17 protein-coding genes and 4 pseudogenes are annotated in these 19,156 nt (G+C 39.9%); 4 read left to right on the top strand and 17 right to left on the bottom strand.

Annotated features, from left to right (window positions below):
- The first annotated feature begins 82 nt into the window (after positions 1–82).
- Positions 83–739 carry a carboxymuconolactone decarboxylase family protein gene (locus tag AR335_RS09460; RefSeq protein WP_234293242.1) on the top strand — a complete coding sequence of 219 codons (657 nt, stop codon included), beginning with the start codon at positions 83–85 and terminating at the stop codon, positions 737–739.
- A gap of 420 nt (positions 740–1,159) precedes the next feature.
- On the opposite strand, the pseudogene AR335_RS09455 reads toward AR335_RS09460, so the two are convergent.
- Positions 1,160–1,528 (bottom strand): annotated as a pseudogene (locus tag AR335_RS09455) (zinc-binding dehydrogenase); the annotation flags it as partial.
- Positions 1,529–2,260: 732 nt separating this feature from the next.
- Here AR335_RS09455 and AR335_RS09450 point away from each other — a divergent pair.
- A complete protein-coding gene (locus AR335_RS09450; protein ID WP_062234751.1) occupies positions 2,261–3,283 on the top strand; it encodes a carbon-nitrogen hydrolase family protein in 1,023 nt (340 codons plus the stop codon).
- 342 nt (positions 3,284–3,625) lie between these two features.
- On the opposite strand, the gene AR335_RS09445 is transcribed toward AR335_RS09450, so the two are convergent.
- The 8 genes from AR335_RS09445 to AR335_RS09410 form a co-directional block, all read right to left on the bottom strand.
- On the bottom strand, positions 3,626–4,081 hold the full coding sequence (locus tag AR335_RS09445; protein ID WP_062234748.1) for an OsmC family protein: 456 nt from the start codon (positions 4,079–4,081) through the stop codon (positions 3,626–3,628).
- Between the two features lie 558 nt (positions 4,082–4,639).
- On the bottom strand, positions 4,640–5,848 hold the full coding sequence (locus AR335_RS09440; protein ID WP_062234745.1) for an aminotransferase A: 1,209 nt from the start codon (positions 5,846–5,848) through the stop codon (positions 4,640–4,642).
- Between the two features lie 19 nt (positions 5,849–5,867).
- Positions 5,868–6,539, bottom strand: a complete 672-nt coding sequence (locus AR335_RS09435; RefSeq protein ID WP_062234743.1) for a GntR family transcriptional regulator — start codon at positions 6,537–6,539, stop codon at positions 5,868–5,870.
- A 55-nt stretch (positions 6,540–6,594) separates the two neighbouring features.
- Positions 6,595–7,302 carry an ABC transporter ATP-binding protein gene (locus AR335_RS09430; protein ID WP_062234740.1) on the bottom strand — a complete coding sequence of 236 codons (708 nt, stop codon included), beginning with the start codon at positions 7,300–7,302 and terminating at the stop codon, positions 6,595–6,597.
- On the bottom strand, positions 7,295–8,068 hold the full coding sequence (locus AR335_RS09425; protein WP_062234737.1) for an ABC transporter ATP-binding protein: 774 nt from the start codon (positions 8,066–8,068) through the stop codon (positions 7,295–7,297). Before AR335_RS09425 ends, AR335_RS09430 begins: the two co-directional genes overlap by 8 nt.
- The gene (locus AR335_RS09420; protein ID WP_062234734.1) at positions 8,043–9,050 is read right to left on the bottom strand and encodes a branched-chain amino acid ABC transporter permease; all 1,008 of its coding nucleotides are present in this window, start codon (positions 9,048–9,050) and stop codon (positions 8,043–8,045) included. Before AR335_RS09420 ends, AR335_RS09425 begins: the two co-directional genes overlap by 26 nt.
- Complete coding sequence (locus AR335_RS09415; protein WP_062234730.1) at positions 9,047–9,919, bottom strand: branched-chain amino acid ABC transporter permease; 873 nt, start codon at positions 9,917–9,919, stop codon at positions 9,047–9,049. The genes AR335_RS09420 and AR335_RS09415 overlap by 4 nt, the downstream gene beginning before the upstream one ends.
- 22 nt (positions 9,920–9,941) lie before the next feature.
- Complete coding sequence (locus AR335_RS09410) at positions 9,942–11,126, bottom strand: ABC transporter substrate-binding protein (RefSeq protein WP_062234727.1); 1,185 nt, start codon at positions 11,124–11,126, stop codon at positions 9,942–9,944.
- A 147-nt stretch (positions 11,127–11,273) separates the two neighbouring features.
- Here AR335_RS09410 and AR335_RS09405 point away from each other — a divergent pair, with 147 nt between their 5' ends.
- On the top strand, positions 11,274–12,665 hold the full coding sequence (locus tag AR335_RS09405) for an FAD-binding oxidoreductase (protein WP_062234723.1): 1,392 nt from the start codon (positions 11,274–11,276) through the stop codon (positions 12,663–12,665).
- A 591-nt stretch (positions 12,666–13,256) separates the two neighbouring features.
- Here the strand turns inward: AR335_RS09405 and AR335_RS09400 are convergent.
- The 5 genes and pseudogenes from AR335_RS09400 to AR335_RS23100 all read right to left on the bottom strand — a co-directional run.
- A pseudogene (locus tag AR335_RS09400) lies at positions 13,257–13,619 on the bottom strand (sigma-70 family RNA polymerase sigma factor); the annotation flags it as partial.
- Between the two features lie 157 nt (positions 13,620–13,776).
- Positions 13,777–13,923: an IS3 family transposase gene (locus AR335_RS25490; protein ID WP_082683426.1), complete on the bottom strand. Its 147-nt coding sequence runs from the start codon at positions 13,921–13,923 to the stop codon at positions 13,777–13,779.
- A gap of 7 nt (positions 13,924–13,930) precedes the next feature.
- Positions 13,931–14,263 (bottom strand): annotated as a pseudogene (locus AR335_RS24920) (HTH domain-containing protein); the annotation flags it as partial.
- A gap of 638 nt (positions 14,264–14,901) precedes the next feature.
- Positions 14,902–15,101 (bottom strand): annotated as a pseudogene (locus tag AR335_RS09385) (cold-shock protein); the annotation flags it as partial.
- A gap of 1 nt (position 15,102) precedes the next feature.
- The coding region (locus AR335_RS23100) for a cold-shock protein (protein ID WP_234293280.1) at positions 15,103–15,202 on the bottom strand (100 nt) is incomplete at its 3' end.
- Between the two features lie 400 nt (positions 15,203–15,602).
- On the opposite strand from AR335_RS23100, the gene AR335_RS25155 reads away from it, so the two are divergent.
- Positions 15,603–15,839: a helix-turn-helix domain-containing protein gene (locus AR335_RS25155; protein WP_082683424.1), complete on the top strand. Its 237-nt coding sequence runs from the start codon at positions 15,603–15,605 to the stop codon at positions 15,837–15,839.
- Positions 15,840–16,527: 688 nt separating this feature from the next.
- Here AR335_RS25155 and AR335_RS09380 read toward each other — a convergent pair.
- The 3 genes from AR335_RS09380 to AR335_RS09370 all read right to left on the bottom strand — a co-directional run bounded on the left by AR335_RS09380 (position 16,528) and on the right by AR335_RS09370 (position 19,154).
- Complete coding sequence (locus AR335_RS09380) at positions 16,528–16,893, bottom strand: hypothetical protein (protein ID WP_062234714.1); 366 nt, start codon at positions 16,891–16,893, stop codon at positions 16,528–16,530.
- Positions 16,894–17,016: 123 nt separating this feature from the next.
- Positions 17,017–18,252: an MFS transporter gene (locus tag AR335_RS09375; protein WP_082683423.1), complete on the bottom strand. Its 1,236-nt coding sequence runs from the start codon at positions 18,250–18,252 to the stop codon at positions 17,017–17,019.
- Positions 18,253–18,590: 338 nt separating this feature from the next.
- Positions 18,591–19,154 (bottom strand): OsmC family protein, encoded by a 564-nt coding sequence (locus AR335_RS09370; RefSeq protein ID WP_062234709.1) that lies wholly within the window; start codon positions 19,152–19,154, stop codon positions 18,591–18,593.
- Positions 19,155–19,156 lie beyond the last annotated feature (2 nt).

Genomic DNA, 19,156 nt, shown 5'->3' with positions numbered 1-19,156 from the left:
GAACAGGCCAAGGTGAATCTAAGGAAGTAATAAAGGATGGACTTTGAATTTAAAACAAGCATTTTTTAAGAGAGGAATATAAATGATGGCAAACAACTTATATCAAAGGGAAAACTTACGTCATCTTGCTAAGCTGGGCGAATTAGCCCCTGCACAACAGCAAGCGTACGAAAATTTTAGTAGAACCGTAATGCAAGAAGGCGTTCTTACAAAAAAGGATAAAGAAATTATTGCTGTCGCTGTGGCGCACGCAACTGAGTGTCCTTATTGTATTGATGTGCATACCCGTAATGCCAAAACATCGGGTGCATCCCTCGAAGAATTGGTAGAAGCAGTGTTTGTAACAGCTGCACTTGAAGCCGGAGGAGCAGTTACTCATAGCACTCATATGCAAAATGCCCTTGATCAAGATGCCAATGATACCCTCTATCGCCGATCCAATCTTAAAAAGTTAGCCAATTTGAAACAATTAATCCCTAATGGTTTTAGCGCATATTCCCGTTTCAGCACTGAAGCAACCAAAGAAGGAAAATTAAATGCAAAGTTAAAAGAATTAATAGCAGTTTCAATAGCCCATACCACAGAATGCCCGTACTGCATTGACGTTCATACAAAATCTGCCCAACGAGCAGGATCAACAAAAGAAGAGCTATCAGAAGCTATTTTAGTTGCAGCTGCTCTGTTGGCAGGTGGTGCTTATGCCCATATGGCCAACCTGATTGAAAGCTACGGGGAATAATTCGCATCACTCAATAAAAAAGAGGCATTTATAATTTTCAAAAACTGGTTATAACATAATTCTTCTTTGGGTGCTACACAGCAAAAAAATAGAAAACACCCCCAACGAATAAGAAAGGACATAGCACAAAGTGATAATGCCATGTCCCTAACTACTATAAACATTTAAACATTTGTTTAAAGTAGAAACACAAACATTTTCAAACCTTCTATAAAGGGATATATCGATCATTACAAGAACCAACTGAAGAACAAGTCTAGTATGATACCTTCGGGTAAAATTTATTAAGGTGTTTCATTCATCCTTTTATGGATCTCCATAAAAGGAAAGGAACCCTTGAATACAAGGGTTCTCCAGCTATTTTTTCTGTTAATAGACTTAAAATACCTGTACAAAACCTGAACGACTTGAGGATAATCGTTACCACTTGTTAGATAAAACGATTTTGCCTATTGCCTTCCCGGACTCCAGGTAATCGTCCGCTTTCGAGACTTCATCAAACGTAAAGCTGATGGAATCAACGAGCGGGCGAAGCTTCCCCTCCTCAACTACTTGGGCAACTCTTTTCAAAATCTCACCATGATGTTTTCGCCCTACCGCACTTAGAATGTTTAATTTCATAAAGGTGACATGCAGGGAAAGCCCCTTTGCATGCATTGGTGAAAGATTATGTGGTGAGCGGGCTGCAATGGCTGACCGTTCCATGCATCGCGGCGGCTTCAAAAGAACGATTGAGGTTTTCTCCCCCTACCGTGTCAAATACTTTTCAAACCCTTTTCCGTTTGAATAATTTGTGCTTTCATTCCAGCCGCAATGGCATCGATTGGTAATTCCACCATCCAAGGCTATTTGACTGTTCTATGGTAAATCACATTTTTCTCATGAACTTCATATCCAATTACAAATGTTATTTCAAGAATATTGCAACAAAAAAACTTGCAAGCACGGTCATATGACCGAGCCTGCAAGTCCTTTGAAAATATATCATGTTTTATTTTTTTTTGCTTTTTGAAAAGATTTCTTTTAAAATTCGGTTGTTTTCATCAAATCGTCTGGCTTTTTCCTCGATAAATCGCTTTCCAGCATTCAATGATCCGGAGGAGGAAAGCAGACGCGCGTCTGCTTTTTTTATGTCTCTTTTTGTATTTCACCCTTTTGCGTTACGAATCGTAAATTTTCAGCTGGCTATAACTCTTTCACTGTTTATACGCATCTATTTCCTTCGTCTGGTTGAAATAGTGGTTTCAAGTCGATCATGATATCCCTAACTCATCTGAATTTTGTTTAACACTCACAACTAAATCTATCTATCAGGGGTATTTTCGGAAAATTTGAATAATATATGTTGACTAATAGAGTACCGTTCTAATAAACTTAAATTAACTTTAAATTCGGAAGCGCTACCATAATAATAAGTTTATGCAGGTGTTCAAATTTTCATTACTCTCATCTATGCTTTATTGCTTTTACATACTTCCAATCGTAAAAAGTTACACAAAATTATAATAGGAGGTTTTAATTATGGGAAAGACTTATCCTAAATTCCGTGCTGCAGCTGTTCAAGCAGCCCCTGTATTTCTAGATTTAGATGCTACTGTTGAGAAAACATGTAAATTGATAGAAGAAGCTGCAAACAATGGAGCGACTCTAGTAGCTTTTCCTGAATCTTTTATTCCTGGTTACCCATGGTGGATCTGGTTAGGTGATCCCGGCGCATATGGTGCCCCATATTATGCAGAATTATATAAAAACGCAGTTGAGATTCCAGGCAAAGCGGTAAGCAAGATTAGTGAAGCTGCTAAAAATACTGGAACTTACGTTTGTGTTTCCGTAACTGAACTTGACGGAGGTTCTCTCTATCTCACCCAACTTTGGTTTGATCCGAATGGAAATTTGATGGGGAAACATCGTAAGCTGAAGCCAACAGGTGCTGAACGCTACATATGGGGCGAAGGTGATGGGAGCATGATGAAGGTTTTCGACACTGAAATTGGAAATTTAGGTGGACTCCAATGCTGGGAACATATGATTCCATTAAATATTGCTGCAATGAATTCATTAAATGAACAGGTTCATGTAGGATCATGGCCAGCCTTTAGCTGCAACATAGGTACCCTATTTACAGAAGGACCAAATGTGACGGCAAGTAAATATTACTCAGCAGCAGCGGGTTGCTTTACGTTAATGTCTACACAAATTATTACACAAGAAATGATTGATAAACTCTGTCAAAATGATTATCAAAGACAAATTATCCAGCAAGGTGGTGGATGTACACAAATCATCTCACCTGAGAGTACGGTAATCAGTAATATTGTTCCGAAAAATGAAGAGGGTTTTGCATATGCAGATATTGACCTTGAAATGATCGTTTATTGCAAATACGCAGTAGACCCGGCAGGTCATTATTCTGTTCCTGGTATACTAAGTCTTGATTTTAATCAAAACTACCAGCCAGCCGTTAGAAAATCTGGACAAAATATAGATTTAAGTATTTCGTACAATACCTTGCAGAAATCAGAAAGTACTGTATTAAATAAGTAGAAGAATATGGTTAGGAATAGTTAGATATCCGTCGACAACCCTCTCTCAATAGTTTCATTTTGAGAGGGGTTTTCTTATTTTTTATAATATAGATATTTATCATTAAAAATCAATGGATAAAATGCTAACAATCATAATGCACTGGTAATAACATTTAATACCTTCAACAAAGATATTTAGTTTGGTGAATAGGTCAAAATTAGCTAATTTGCTTTATAATCGAGTAGGAGGGGGTGACTAACCCCCGACTCCGGGTAGAAGGGCCAGCCTAAACCGGAGCCATCTTCTCACCACCTAAGAGTCTTTTATTACTGTCTATTATTAACCTTACGCTTCTAAATTCTAATTCTTCTTCCAAACGGTATGAATGTCAATGTTAGCATCTACAAAAAGATTATAAACCGGGCATCTGCGCTCCACCTCTTGTTTCAATTGTTGAACTCTCTCTTCGCTTTCCTCTGTTTGTAAATCCACTTGAAAACGAATTTTTTGAAAATGCGGTGATACTCCTTCTTCTCCCATGAGTCCGCGTGTATCTAAAATTCCGCTCGTTTTGAAGTCAATTCCAGTGAAAGTAAAGCCCATTTCTTGGGCTACTAACGGAATCATTACCCCATTGCAACCATTAAGAGCTGCAGCCACATATTCAATCGGATTTGGCGAGGTATCAGTACCTCCTAATTCTACAGGTTCGTCCATCGAAAAAGGGGAAAATTGTCGTACAGAATGATTGGTTTTAACGCCGGATTCCCACTTGCCGGTAGCGGATACTTTAACCAATGTTGAAGTTTGAGCCATTGTTTTTTCCTCCCTTAAACACCGCAATTTTATATGAATAATGCAAATTATATAAAAACAGCGACCTAGTGTAAAGGAATAGTTTGAATATTACTGAAATTAACTTAATTTTTGTACAGTAAGCGGAAGTGCAAATTGGAGTTTGCAATGTGGAACTAGGTTAATGGTGGCGCTTTGCGGAATTTCTTAAAACCATGGTATCGACTGGAATTTGAGGAACAATATAAAAGTCACTTTTTTGCCCGTTTGGGAGGTAATTGAAATCACTCAAGTCGCTCTAGTCTGGTAAGGCGGTATAGGCGTAACCAACATGTTCTACAAAAAAAACAGATTCAGGGCAAACTGAATAAGACCTATTGGCTAGGGGTAATTAATAAAGCCGACTTGTTTTATAACCGTTAGCATAGGCGCCGCTGTTGTGTCTTTAAAGAACGACTTAATGCTAGTTTTCTATACATCGCGAGTAAATAACTGTTAGTCCTAATCGCTTGTTTAATCCTCCATATCCTTCAAAACAGGAGCTGTTTCATCTTTAATCAAAACAGCTCCTCTGGTTTGCTATTCGATACGGTTTTTAGGAACTAGCCCTTTCGGAATATTAACCCTATTGATTTTTTTATTCTTAACAAACCTTTCTATCCTATTTAATCCTTCTTCTAATTGTTGAAGAGAATTAGCAAAAGAGATTCGGATGAAACCTTCTCCGAAAGGTGTAAATGCATCACCAGGCACCACCCCCACTCCCTCAGATCGAAGCAACTGCATGGCGAAATCAAACGATTTCATGTTCCACTTTTTAATAGAAGGAAAGAGGTAAAAGGCACCGTCTGGTTTAACGACATCAAACCCCATATTGAACAGCCGCTCATACATGTAATCTCTCCGCTTTTTGTATTCCTTTCTCATTTCCAATGGATCATTCGTTCCATTAGTTAACGCTTCAATGGCAGCGTATTGACTGATAGAACTAGCACAAACGGAATTATACATATGAACTTTCAACATTTCCTCCGCCAGGTACGAGGGTGCACAGACGTAGCCGATTCGCCAACCGGTCATGGAATGAGATTTGGATATACCGTTCACTACAATGGTTTTGGCACGTAAACTAGAATACGAAGCAATGGAATGATGGCTTCCGTCATAAACCAGTTCGCTGTAGATTTCATCTGAAATGACAAAAATTTCTTTATCGATAAGAAGCCGCGCGATCTTTTCGAGCTCTCCCTCACCTATTACTTTCCCTGTGGGGTTTGACGGATAGGTTAATACGATACAACGGGTTTTCTTTGTCACATGTTTTTCTATCATCTCTGCAGTCAGTAAAAATCCGTTTCTACTCGTATCTAGATAAACGGGTACGGCCCCACAAAGTTCGATTAACGGCTCATATCCTGGATAAGTCGGCGCTGGCAAGATAACTTCACAGCCTTCTTCTAGTATGGTACGGAAAGCCGTATCGATCGCCTCACTCGCTCCATTCGTTATAATGATCTCGTTTTCAGGGTTGTAGGCTAGCCTGTACTTATCATACATAATATTACTTACGGCTGTTCTCAGCTCAAGCAATCCGGCGTTCATTGTATAATCTGTTTTATTTTCGATAATGGCGGATATTCCTATGTTCTTAATATGGTCTGGTGTATGAAAGTCTGGCTGTCCAAGCGTTAAATTAATGGCTTCGGGGTAATCCACTAACATGTTCGAAAATTTTCGTATACCTGTGACCTCTAACTTTTTTACCCTTTTATTCACCAGATGTTTCATGCCGAACCTCCAACTTAACTCAGTGTAAAGAGGAAGCTTGATACCCTCTTATCCTGTTTTCAACGTTCTGGATATGTGTTTTCATCGCTCTACCCGCTTCCTCTGGATTTCCTTTTTGAAGGGCCTTTAAAATGGATACATGTTCTTCGTATGCCGTTTTGGAACCATACTCCAATGTCTTTGACAGTATTAGATACCGGCGATGGAGGTTATTGTTCAGTTGTTCAATAAATTGCTGGAGTTTTTGATTTGGATTCAGCTTCGCTAATGAAAGGTGAAATTCGGCATCCAGCTGAATAAATTGGTACAAATCGTTATCTTCAATGGCTTTTTTCTGTTCTTCCACCAATTCAACAAGCTCGCTCATCTTCTCCTCCGAGATTGGTATTCTAACAATCTGTTCAACATTGAAGGGCTCCAACAGCACACGCAGCTGCAGAAAGTTTTCGATATCATTGGGGGTGTACTCCGCCACTCGAGCGATCTTTCCGGAGCGCAAATCTACTAAACCTTCATATGATAGTTTTTCAATGGCTTTTTTTAGAGGAGTCCTGCTAATACCTAACATCGAAGCGATCGCTTCCTCGGGTAAATGTTCACCTGGAGAAAACCTCCCTTCGATGATGGCCTGCTTGATTTCACGATATGCCTTTTCTGCCAATGTTTCTGATTGAGTTAATTTTTTCAGCATATTGTCTCACTCCTGTCCTTCCCTGCTTATCGTCAGTCGACTTCAACACTTGTAATTACCCTGCACCTAGATAAACCTCTTTGATTTTCTCTAATTCGTTATCATTCATTTCTTGGGATTCATAAACCATTCTTCCCATATCCATGACATAAAGCCGATCAATTACATTTAAAGCTGCCACAGCATTTTGCTCCACCAATAATATCGTAGTCCCGTCTTGTGCAATTTTCTTTACCGCGTTAAATACGGATCTGACAATGATAGGAGCTAAGCCCATCGATGGTTCATCTAGGATCAACAAGGTGGGTTTTGTCACGAGTGCTCGCGCGATCGCCAGCATCTGCTGCTCTCCCCCGCTTAACGTTCCACCGAGTTGATTCCATCTTTCCTTAAGCTTAGGAAATAACTCTAAGGCATAATCCAGCTGTTCTTGTGGGTTGACTCTTTTTTTTACATTGTCTAACCCGACGTAAAGATTCTCAGCCACTGTCATCTTAGAGAAAATGTTCCTGCCCTGAGGAACATGGGCGATCCCAAGATTGAGGAGTTTAGATGGCGGGACTTGCGTTAAGTTTTTCCCCTGATAGTTTATCGTTCCGGCACGTGTTTTTATTAAATTGGAAATGGTTTTTAATAAGGTGGTTTTACCCACCCCATTAGCTCCTAAAATCCCCACGATTTCCCCTGAGTTTACATTCAAGCTAACACCCTGTAACACAGTAATGTCGCCATAACCGCTCCGTAATCCTTGGATCTCAAGCATGGTCTTCCCCTCCTAAATAAGCCCGAATGACCAACTCATCTTCAGAAATCTCCTTCGGTGTGCCATCTGCAATTTTTTGTCCGTGGTCGAGCACGATGATTCGATCAGCTAATGACATAATGACCTTCATATTGTGTTCAACGAGAACAACAGAGACCCCACGATTTCGAATGGAGAGAATAAGTTCGCATAATTGATCGGATTCTTGCGGACTAAATCCTGCGCCCGGTTCATCGAGCAAAAGAACCTTCGGGCGAGTCATAAGAGCCCTCGCAATCTCAACCCTTCTTCTCTCCTCCAAGGAAAGGGCACTTATTTCTTCCTGCGCTTTATGCCCAATCCCCAGCAGCTGCAGAAGTTCCATTGCTTTATTGGTGATTTGCTGTTCCGTTTTTCTCCATCGAACGGTCCTACCCAAAACGTCAAGTAATCCCCGTTTCGTATATAAATGTCCTCCGATTAATAAATTTTCGATCACTGTCAATTCGTTGAGAAGACGAATGGTTTGAAAACTGCGGCCGATCCCCATTTTCACCATTTGCCAGGCGTCCTTCTTGGAAACATATCCGTTATCTATTTGGATCTGCCCCGCAGATGGCCGCTGTAGGCCAGTCAATACATTCAACAATGTGGACTTTCCTGCTCCGTTGGGACCGATAATTCCTAGAATCTCACCCGCTTTTACGTCCACATCCACTTCTTTAACCGCCCAGAGTCCACCAAATTTTACAGATACCTGTTCAGCTTTGACTAAAATCTTGCTCATCCAATTCCCTCCTACGGTCCTTTAACTTTAGTTGGGACGCAATACCCCTTTTTCTCAATTTCTTACTGATAAAGGGATAGATTCCTTCTGGAAGGAAAACGATAACAGTTACAAGAATCGCTCCGTATATGATGAGGCGAAGTTCGTTTAAAGCCCTCAGAGATTCACTAAGAACGGTCAATACCCCTGCTCCCACTAATGGACCAAACAACGTACCTGGCCCCCCGAGAATGGCCGTCGTGATAATGGTAATGGATTGGTTTAAATCAAACGTTTCCGGACTGATAAACGTCATGAATCCCGCATAAAGACCGCCTGCTATCCCAGCAATCCCCCCACTTAAGGAAAACGCCATGAGTTTATAACCGTAAACATTGATCCCGCTCACTTGTGCAGATATTTCATCATGCCGAATACATTTCCACGCTCTCCCGATGGCTGAATTAACCACGAGATGAACCATTAACACAACCACCATTAAACAAAAAAGGGAAAACCCTAAAAAGTAGTTCTCATACTGTAATGAAATACCGAACAACTCCGGTGGAGCTATTCCTCTTATTCCGTTGGGTCCACCCGTTAACGATGTCCAGTTGTTAAAAATCACATTGACAATAATCCCAAAACCAAGTGTTGCTATCCCCAGGAAGTGCCCTTTAAGCTGCGTGGTAGGCAATCCTAGAATTAACCCGGTAAGACTTGTCAAAATGAAAGCAGCTAACAAGGCCAGCCAAAAGGACCAGTGCCATTGTGTGGTCAAAAGGCCGACCGTGTATGCACCTATGCCATAAAACCCAGCTTGTCCGAGTGAGACCTGACCTGTATAACCCACCAGAAGGTTCACACTTACCGCTAGCATGGCCGCAATGACTGCAAAAACCGCTACGCGCAAAATATAAAGGTTTTGCAAATACAGGCTAGATAGGATACAGATCATTCCTACAAGAATACACGTCCAAAACAGGATCCGGTTCCGATTCATACCTTCTCCCCCTGCACTTTGGTAAGAATCCCTTGAGGTTTTAAAATTAGGACTACAAATAAAACCGTAAACACGATGGCATCCTGAAAACCGGTCGAAATGTAGCCCCCGGCAAAGCTCTCAATCAGCCCTACAATAACTCCTCCGGCGATCGCACCTGATACATTTCCCATCCCTCCAAGAACCACTACCACGAATGCCTTTAAAGTAAGGGAAATTCCCATGGTGGGATACACATTATAAACAGGAGCAAGCAATGCGCCGGCGATACCCGTCAACGCCACTCCCAATATGAAGGTCATGAAGGATATTCGTTTCGTTGGGACCCCATAAAGTGTCGCTGTATCAGGATCAAGAGAAGCGGCTTGAACGGAACGCCCAAATTTTGTATGTTTTAACAATAGGAACGTGGCCAAACACAGAATAAAGCTAATAACCACAATTAACACCCGCTGCTGCGAAATAAAGATGCCTCCCAGGTTAAAACTTTCTCCAGATAAAGGGCTTTTTACGACCTGAGGGTTAGGAGAGAATAAATATTGAGCAAGATTGACCAGGAAAAGAGAAACCCCTAATGAACTAAGCATCATATTAATATGATTGCTTTGCCGCAGTGGATAAAACGCTAAAAGATGTACGAGCAGTCCTATGATTCCTGCCACTGCAAAACCGATGATTACGGCCAGCGGATAGGACACACCTTCTTGAACAAGGAAAAAAGCGCTGAATCCTCCAATCATCGCAAATTCCCCTTGTGCAAAATTGGCCAAGCCCATCACTCCATAAATCAATGTTAATCCCAAAGCAACCAGTGAATACAAGGCTCCTAAAACGAGCCCATTAACAAGAGTCTGCGCAAATTCAACCATCCTTGCCTCCTGTAAAAGTAATTTATTCTGGACGGAAAATAACCGTTTGTGCACCATCTTTGATTTGTGCCATCCAAACTTTTGTGGTGGCTTGTCCGTCTTCCTGGAACGAAATGCTTCCCATGACACCCTGATAATTACTGATGGAGTGAAGTGCGTCATTCACTTTTTTGTTATCTAATGTCTTTGCCTTTTTAACTCCTTCTGCATACAGGTTTACCGCATCATAAGTTGCCGCGGAATAATAAGCATCGGGTTTGTCACCAAATTTGGTTTTATAAGCATTTACAAACGTCTCAATCTTTTTGTCCCCTTTAATGGGCGTGAAATACTCGGTATGAATCATACCGTCTGCCGCTTTTCCGGCTAACTTAATAGGCGCCGCTCCACTAAAACCGCCAAAGCTATACCATTGTGTTTTCATACCCAAATCCTGGGCCTGTTTTAAAACAAGAGCACCTTCGGCGACAAGTCCACTGATGACAATCCCGTCTGGTTTCTTGCCCTTAATTTTTGTCAATTGGTCGTTAAATTCCTTTTGTCCAACGTTGTAATATTCAACGTTAACAATTTCCCCGCCACCTTTTTCAAAGAATCTTTTAAAATCTTCAGACAGCCCTCTTCCGTAATCTGTATTTTCAGCAATGATTGCAAGCTTCTTATGCGGCTGTTTCTTCAATATGTAGTCTACGAACATCTTGGCCTGCATGGAGTTGTTGGCTACGTTTCGGTAGACATTGGTATAGTCAGATTCTGTTATGGAGTTTGCAACCGCCACAGGGACAAAACTAGGAATGTCTTGTTTGGAGGTAATTCCGATATCCGTTAAGGTATCCGAACTCTTCAGGGTTCCAATCCATGCATTGATGCGATCCTCTGTCACTAACCGTTGGGTCACCTTTACGGATTCACTTGGATTGGCCTGATCATCCTGGATAATGAGCTTTATTTTTTTCCCAAAAATGCCGCCCTTCTTATTAATCTCATCCACTGCTAACTTGGCCCCATTTTCCATTTGTTTCCCGTACAATGCTCCGCCGCCAGAAAGCTGTGAAACGAAGCCAATTTTAATCTCCTCTTTTGAACCGGATGATTTACTCGATGATGCTTGATCCGCGCCTTTTGGTGGAGCACAGGCATTGAGTAAACTCAATACTAAGATTGCTGTTCCACACATTCCAACCTTTTTCAATCGCCATTTTTTCAAGTTCATTCCTCCTCATCCATTTTACGTTCTGTATACCAAATCCTGTATACAGAAAATTATATAGTGTGCTACTATGGGTGTAAACAGAATTTTCAGTATATTCACAAATTTACTTTTGCGTATCAATCCACTAAAGGAGGGCTGGGAATGATTCTTGCTGAGGAGCTAACCAAGATCCTTTCTTCTGATCAAGTCACACAGAACCTGACGATTCTTCAACAACATAGCCAAGATGAGTCCTTCCATGAACCTCATCTTCCGGATGTTGTCGTTTTCCCCAAAAGCTCTAACGACGTTAGCCGAATTCTATCGTTTGCAAATGAACACAGAATTCCTGTTGTTCCATTTGGAGCAGGGTCTGGACTGGAAGGGCACGCCATTCCCGTTCAGGGAGGAATCACCCTGGATTTTGCTTTAATGAATCGAATCTTAAAGATTTATCCTTCTGATTTTTGTGTGAAAGTACAACCGGGAGTGACCCGGTTGCAGTTAAATAAAGAACTGAAAAAATATGGCTTATTCTTTTCTGTAGACCCTGGAGCTGATGCAACCTTAGGAGGAATGGCTGCCACGAACGCGAGCGGTACAACGGCCGTACGCTATGGGATCATGCGTGACCAGGTACGAGATCTAGAGGTTGTTTTAGCGGATGGGCGTACAATTCATACTGGAGGCCAAGCTGCAAAATCATCGTCTGGTTACAATTTGAATGGGCTGTTTACGGGATCAGAGGGAACGTTAGGCGTATTTACGGAACTAACATTGAAAGTTTATGGTATTCCAGAATGTGTGATGGCGGCCAGAGCCGCCTTTCCTACTGTAAAACAAGCCCTAAATACTGCAACCTCCATATTAACTGCCGGCATTCCCATTGCTAAAATGGAATTGGTCGATTCACGCTCCATCTTACAGATGAATCGATTTCAAGAGACAGACTATCCAGTCATGCCCACTCTTTTCTTAGAATTTCATGGTAACGACAACGGATTAGAGCAGGAAACAGCGTTTACCAGACTTATAGCGGAAGAACAAGCATGTGTGGATTTTATTTACGAGTCAGACTCTAAAGAAAGAAAAAAACTGTGGGAGGCACGACATCACCTATCCTATGCATTTCGGCATGGATCTCCAGGGAAGCATATTGAAGGAACGGATGTCTGTGTGCCTCTCTCATGCCTTGCAGATTCCATTGAACATGCCAGAAAGAAAATGGAAGAGGCCGATATAGATGGTGCAGTTATTGGCCACATTGGCGATGGAAATTACCATACGCTTCTAGTCATCGATCCTGATGACCCCAATGATAGGAAGCAAGCACATGAGATCAACAAGGCTATCGTAGAATTTGCCTTACAACATGGAGGCACATGTACAGGGGAACACGGTGTAGGTCTAGGAAAAATAAGGTATCAGCGGGCAGAGCATGGAAATGCTCTTGATGTAATGATGGACCTAAAGAGATTACTAGATCCAAACCATATCTTAAATCCAGGAAAACTCTTTCCAATGAAATCCCCTTCTTCCATAAATATTAATTGAACAGAAGAGAGAGGTCATTGAGTTATTTTCTTGCTAAAACGAAATTTCATTACTCACAAAGCAGCTAGTACAACGTATCTTCCATATCATGCAATTGTTGATTTGCTTTTTTCATTATAAAACACATCTCTTTACTTAATGTGTAAAGAGATGTGTTTACCAGTACATTGCTTTTCATACATTTAAGATTCATTCATGAAGACAATTGAGACCTTATATATTAAGGAAAAAACACATGTGTATTTGCGCATGTGTTTTCACTTCCGTATTCGATTGTGCATATATTTATACCTGTTAAAGCGCATGTATTTACACAGTTAAAAACTAAAACGAATACCTTTGTAAAACATAAACACAATTTCAACCTGCCCTGATTTATCTCTTGTAACAATGAAAAAACAGATTTTTGATGATCAATAAACGCACCCGACCGTTGAAGAAAAACAGACACCATTCTTAAACTAACCTGCCCTTTAGCTCAATAAGAAAAGCTGCCTGAGATGGAAGCTAAGATCTTAAAGGAATTCACCAGTTATCTTAATAAAAATTAGAGCCTAATTTTAGGATTCTTATGTATTTAGGATATAAACACAGCTTTAGTAATGACATTAGAATCTCATTTTCGATACATCGCGCAGCGTACGTCGCAAGCTTCGTTCCCTTCCCTCTCGAATAGCTTTCTATTGCCTTGATCAGTCCGATGGTTCCGATTGAAATCAGATCTTCGGTATCTTCACCTGTATTTTCAAATTTCTTTACAATATGTGCAACCAAACGCAAGTTGTGTTCGATCAGTTTGCTTCTGGCCTCCTGATCTCCCTCGGCCATCAGCTTTAAGTATTCTTTCTCCTCATTTTCGGAGAGGGGTTGCGGAAACGCATTGTTTTTTACATACGAAACAAACAGCATTACCTCTTTGAAAAAGTACGCTAACACGGCTAGCAACCCGGACATACAGACACCTCCCGGCTTTTTTCGTTACTCTTATCTGTATGCCGGGTTGGGCTTGTTAGGTGTCTGTACCAAAGAGGAATGATTGCCACACTTAAAATATATAAAAGCTCAGTACCATATTAATCTGTACCCCTTGTAAAGGACATTGTAAAAAAAGCTAGGCTACTTTAAGAAGATGATCTCTGTATTGAACAGGGGTCATCTTTTTCATATTCCATTGGTATCTGTCGTAATTGTAATAGCGAATGGCATCTTTTACTTCTTGTTGGAGCTCTTTTAAGGTTTCACAGACCCCTTTCGGCAAAGCGAATCTTTTTTAATAGTTCGTTCTCTGCTTTCAACAAATTATTTTCGGCCTCTAGTCGAGCAAACTTATCTTCGACGGATAACTCTCCGTCCTTTGATCGGCCTGAATTGCCTGCCCTTGTATCACGGAGTCCCATAACACCTTGATTACGATAAGCCAATCGCCACCTGTTGGCCGCAGCCTTAATCCGTTCCATTCCAACAATCTCTATATCAAATCCACAATCTTCGAAGGTCTCTCTCGGAAACTTTCCCTGATTATTTTGAGTGATAAAGATCTCTTTAAATTCGTCTGTATAGGTAATTCCTTTGGTGCTTACTGACTTTACATAAGGCATCTTTTAGAATCAGACCTGATCAAGTCAGCTAAATCGATTGAAGATGGGATTCTTACTTATGTTGATGAAAAAGCCGTGGGTTCTCGCAATGCCGGCTTTTGTTTTGAAATGGTTGGCTTTAAACGAATCGGTCGTACAAAGAAAAAGAACCTTCTTATTTACCAACTAACTGAAGAATCTTTGACTACATATTTTGAATTACTGCACCAAGACCAGGAGCAAAAACAAAAGTTCTCTGCCCTTCTGGAGCATGCTGCTCAAACAGCGAAAGCCGGTGAGGTTTATGAGGCAATCGATATCTATGCTAATGCGCTAGCAATTGAAGAGCGTCCNCTCTGCCCTTCTGGAGCATGCTGCTCAAACAGCGAAAGCCGGTGAGGTTTATGAGGCAATCGATATCTATGCTAATGCGCTAGCAATTGAAGAGCGGCTGAAAGAAATGTATCGCAAATTCCCCTTGGTTAACGTACCTAAATTAGGAAATCTTCAATAGCTATGCTATACTGAGTTAAACCATTTAAACGAGCCTCACTTTACTTGTACCATTTACCTGCTCTTGCGTTGAGCGGGTTTTTTAATGTACTTTTTTAAACAAAAAAACAGATCCTTTTAAAAAGGACCTGTTTTTATATAATTTATTATGCTTTTTGAACGTTTGCAGCTTGAGGTCCACGAGCACCTTGCTCAACGTCAAAAGTAACTTTTTGACCTTCGTCTAATGATTTGAAACCTTCAGATTGGATAGCAGAGAAATGAACGAATACGTCCTCTCCACCTTCGCGTTCGATAAATCCGAAACCTTTTTCTGCATTAAACCATTTAACTGTACCTTGTTCCANGGATAGCAGAGAAATGAACGAATACGTCCTCTCCACCTTCGCGTTCGATAAATCCGAAACCTTTTTCTGCATTAAACCATTTAACTGTACCTTGTTCCATAATTATTTCCTCCTAATGCGTTAAACACACAAAATGTTACTATCCTTGCCCAAAGTGATCATCAAGATGAAAAATCGAATACTTAAACTTCTTTTACACCGAACAAAAATAATCCTTTTTTATTCTAACAGAAAATAGAAGTGAAAGCAAAATTTTAAGAAAATAAATAATATTTAAAACCAACGTGAAGTATGTCCTTTGTTTAACCTCTTCTCTAATTGAGACAGCAAAAGAAGAGAAGAGCCCTGGTATCTAAAACAGATGGAGCTTTCTTGATGTTTTAAATAAAAAAAATTGTTCCTTTACATCTGAGAGGGTTCTTCCTGTCCAACGCAAAAATTATATTCCCCTTCTTTTTCCTTTTTCATACATGAAGGTAGAGTAATTTACATACGTATTCATCAACTCCCTCAGTTTAATACGATTTTCTTGCGAATACTCGCTTATTCACAGGATTTCATCAGGCTTAGAAGCTGCACGAGCAAGAGGAAGAAAAGGAGGAAGACCACCAAAAGAAGTAAAAAGGGTGGAACTAGCTATCAGTTTGTATGATAGTAAGCGATATTCTATCAACCAAATTAAAGAAATGACAGGAGTTAGTCGAAGTACATTATATCGATACTTAGAAAAAAGATGACTTTTATAGAAGCTATATATAATAGATGAAACAGATCTTACCTGCCCTTTGAAGCATTATTACGTACCTGAAGTCTTAATTGTAGGCAAGGTCGTCCCTTGCCTACATTCTTCACATTATCCCCGTATCCAAAATATTATTTTAACTAGTTTGAATAGCTTTTTATTATGATTACTTGTTGTTTTTTTTATACATATTGTAACTCATGTTCGAGGATCCCCAATAATTCTTTATCTACATGGTCTATGAATAAATTAAATTCATGGGAAGTATTCTCTTGAAACCAACATATAAGGGCGCCATGCAGAATTATTAATTGACCAATTAATTTTCTTTAAATTAGCAATTTCTTCTTCCCAATTAACAATCCATGTGAAGGTTTTGGTACTCTCAGAGATAATTCTTTTATTTAAATATAATGCACTAGCATTTTGTAAAGCTCATGACCTACTACATATTTTAAAACATTACCTGGATTAGATGGCATCACTTCCATAAATACAAAGAAAAACCTTTCTAAAAAGCTAAGTATGTCATCATAATTATCCATGACGAGTTGGTTTCGTTAGGTTGCTGTCCAGTGTCAGATACTTTCCGTAAGGCGCTATCTGTAAGCGGGACTCCTGAAGATGCCTTCATTTGTAGATATCGTTTAATGGAAATTGTTCTATAACTAAATGTCTTTATTCTATTTGGTATTACACTTTAATGGATTAACCAAAATGGGAAAGAACTTCTCTTTGTACTCGTCAATAAGAGTAATGGTACTCATCTTATCAATGGCGTTTATTACATCTTTTACTAGTGTATTCATTCTGATATAGTTTCCCTCATCAGATATTGTAGGATGGTCAAAATGTTCTCTTAATATTATGCTGTTTAAGATGCACATACTATAGGAAATTGCCGCCTTTACTTCATGCAGTTCACCAGAAATAAAAACACCCGTATTGGCTAAATGAGCTTGATCTCCGCAATGTTCAAAGGTCTTCCCAGCTTGTTTAAACGCAAATCGAATAAAGGTTTCGTATTTTAATTTTTCTGTTGCTCCCATAGCGCAACCTCCTTTCATAGTCTATAAACTAAGTTAATAATTAAATAACTGATCTATACGATCTATACAGAGGCATTAATAATGCTTAATAAGACGATTTACAGCTTCCCAGAAAGATGTGAGTTAAATTTCGAATAGTTTTTTTTGAATCGATTTTCTTTGAACATTTTTACGTAACACCAGCAAGCTTAACAAAGGTCCTAAAGCTAAAATACTAAAAGCGAGGCCCCAACCAACTTTTTCATTAGGAGAGATATTTAATATATATCCAAATATACTGGGTGAGATTATAGTGACGCTATAGCCCAATACCTGTTGTATTCCCAATGCCAGTCCAACTGAGTTGGTTGCACTTAGCTCACTAATAGCTACTGAATAAATAGGCGAATCACCGACTACCGTTATACCGTAAATGATTCCTATCAGAATGGTTATTGGTAATAAGCTGCTCGAAAGCCAGCCAAAGCCCAATGAACAGAATAGACCAATGAAAAGCAAGGGTTTCAAAGCTGGTATTCTTCCTTTAATATCGGAAATTTGCCCCCCTAGCCATGTTCCAATAGCCCCTATCACAACGAAGATACCTGCCCAAAAATTCCCTAATTGCTGGGCTTGGATTATATCATATCCTCGGGATAAAGAGACATACACCATGAAGGGTCCTACCCAACCCCAAAAAGCATAAAGTTCCCACATATGTCCTGCATAAGCTAGATTCATTCTAACTAATTTCTTGTTCAAAAAAATAGGTTTAAATGATTTCCATTTCAACGATGTTACTGAAGTAGGTGGAGAAATAGGCGGATCGACACGGTACCTTAACATCATTGCCGCAGCCAAAAATGCACCGATAGAGGTAATTATGACAACAATCCTCCAGCCAAAAAACGAAATTAGAGGAGAAGAAATCAATAAGGAACCTCCCGATCCTACTACAAGGGCCCCCACATAGATGCCGAAAATTTTACCTCTCGTATGGGGGGGATAAAGGCCGGATAAATATTTCAAACCTGGAACATATATCCCACCTAGACCAATTCCGGCTATGAAACGGTAGAGCAAACCGCTCCAGAAACCATTTGCAAAAAGTCCAAACATTACTCCCCCTATTCCGGAAACGATTGCAGAAAGGATGAAGATTATACGGGGATTGTAGCGGTCTGATAAATGACCTAGAATAAGCACAGAAACCAAATAGCCACATTGAAACGAGGACAAAATAATCCCTGCATTTCCAGAAGTCAATCCCCACTCTTCTTTTACCGACGGCAGAATTGCTGAGTAATTGAACCAGATCAACATGGTCAACAATTGTGAAAAAGAAACCAACCATAATGGATATAACGATCTCTCTTGCACTAAGCTTCTCACCCCTTGTTCATCAATTAATATTCAAGAAGAAAAAAAGAGGGTATACCCCCTCTTTACTTCTGATTATGTGGTCCTTGTCCAAAAGCAAGCTAAAACAGCGCTAGAGATATGATAATCTCATCAAATAGACATGAACGGAATCGCTTTTTATTAATGGTACAAAGGACTTAACGCTTGCTCTGCTATATGGAGTTCTTAAATATCTCTTTCAGAAATACCCCTTACTCCTCCGATATAATGATAATAAACACATACATTCCTCTCTCTACTCACCCAACTAAATGAGAGGAGGAGACAGTAATATCAGATATACTTTTATTTAACTCTTACTCTTCAATTACTAAATTCGGAATTATTTCAATAGAATTCGCTATCGTTGCACGGTTTGGTGAGCTTCGAATGACCGTATCATGAATTTTCTCGAATTGTTCTTTTGTGCCGTTTCCTTTGACGATAATGCTATATTTTACATTCTTAAACCCAATCGGGGAGTCCGGATTGACTTCCAGAAAACCACGTAAATCAAGGCCCGCATCCAGGTGGATTTCAAGTTTTTCTAGGGTAATCCCCATGAAGGAAGCACCAACAGAATAGCCTACCATCATACATGCGCCCATTCCACCTAGTAGGTATTCTTGCGGTGTAGGCTGAGTATTCTCACCTAATAATTGTTGAGGTTCATCGATAATAAATGAGAAGTTGCGATCGAGTTTTTGATTGCCCAACTGGATTCCTTCAGTTGTTACCTTTGATTTGGTCCCTCCCTGCCATTCAAGTTTCACTTTATAATCAATCATTGCACTTTCAGGGAATTGTTTGACCTCTTCGATGAATCCTTTTAAAGCAGGGACATTAATACCATTTGGATATGTTTCAACACTTTTTGTCATTA

It is taken from the genome of Fictibacillus sp. FJAT-27399 (assembly GCF_001510655.1).
GTDB classification, from domain to species: domain Bacteria; phylum Bacillota; class Bacilli; order Bacillales; family Fictibacillaceae; genus Fictibacillus_C; species Fictibacillus_C marinisediminis.
Note: the sequence above shows the minus strand (reverse complement) of the source record. Positions and strands in the feature narration are given on the sequence as shown.

Excerpts from the sequence above, each read along its gene's own strand:
- AR335_RS09460 (WP_234293242.1), top strand. The coding sequence starts at position 83 with ATGATGGCAAACAACTTATATCAAAGGGAAAACTTACGTCATCTTGCT.
- AR335_RS09450 (WP_062234751.1), top strand. The coding sequence starts at position 2,261 with ATGGGAAAGACTTATCCTAAATTCCGTGCTGCAGCTGTTCAAGCAGCC.
- AR335_RS09445 (WP_062234748.1), bottom strand. The coding sequence starts at position 4,081 with ATGGCTCAAACTTCAACATTGGTTAAAGTATCCGCTACCGGCAAGTGG.
- AR335_RS09440 (WP_062234745.1), bottom strand. The coding sequence starts at position 5,848 with ATGAAACATCTGGTGAATAAAAGGGTAAAAAAGTTAGAGGTCACAGGT.
- AR335_RS09435 (WP_062234743.1), bottom strand. The coding sequence starts at position 6,539 with ATGCTGAAAAAATTAACTCAATCAGAAACATTGGCAGAAAAGGCATAT.
- AR335_RS09430 (WP_062234740.1), bottom strand. The coding sequence starts at position 7,302 with ATGCTTGAGATCCAAGGATTACGGAGCGGTTATGGCGACATTACTGTG.
- AR335_RS09425 (WP_062234737.1), bottom strand. The coding sequence starts at position 8,068 with ATGAGCAAGATTTTAGTCAAAGCTGAACAGGTATCTGTAAAATTTGGT.
- AR335_RS09420 (WP_062234734.1), bottom strand. The coding sequence starts at position 9,050 with ATGAATCGGAACCGGATCCTGTTTTGGACGTGTATTCTTGTAGGAATG.
- AR335_RS09415 (WP_062234730.1), bottom strand. The coding sequence starts at position 9,919 with ATGGTTGAATTTGCGCAGACTCTTGTTAATGGGCTCGTTTTAGGAGCC.
- AR335_RS09405 (WP_062234723.1), top strand. The coding sequence starts at position 11,274 with ATGATTCTTGCTGAGGAGCTAACCAAGATCCTTTCTTCTGATCAAGTC.
- AR335_RS09380 (WP_062234714.1), bottom strand. The coding sequence starts at position 16,893 with ATGGGAGCAACAGAAAAATTAAAATACGAAACCTTTATTCGATTTGCG.
- AR335_RS09370 (WP_062234709.1), bottom strand. The coding sequence starts at position 19,154 with ATGACAAAAAGTGTTGAAACATATCCAAATGGTATTAATGTCCCTGCT.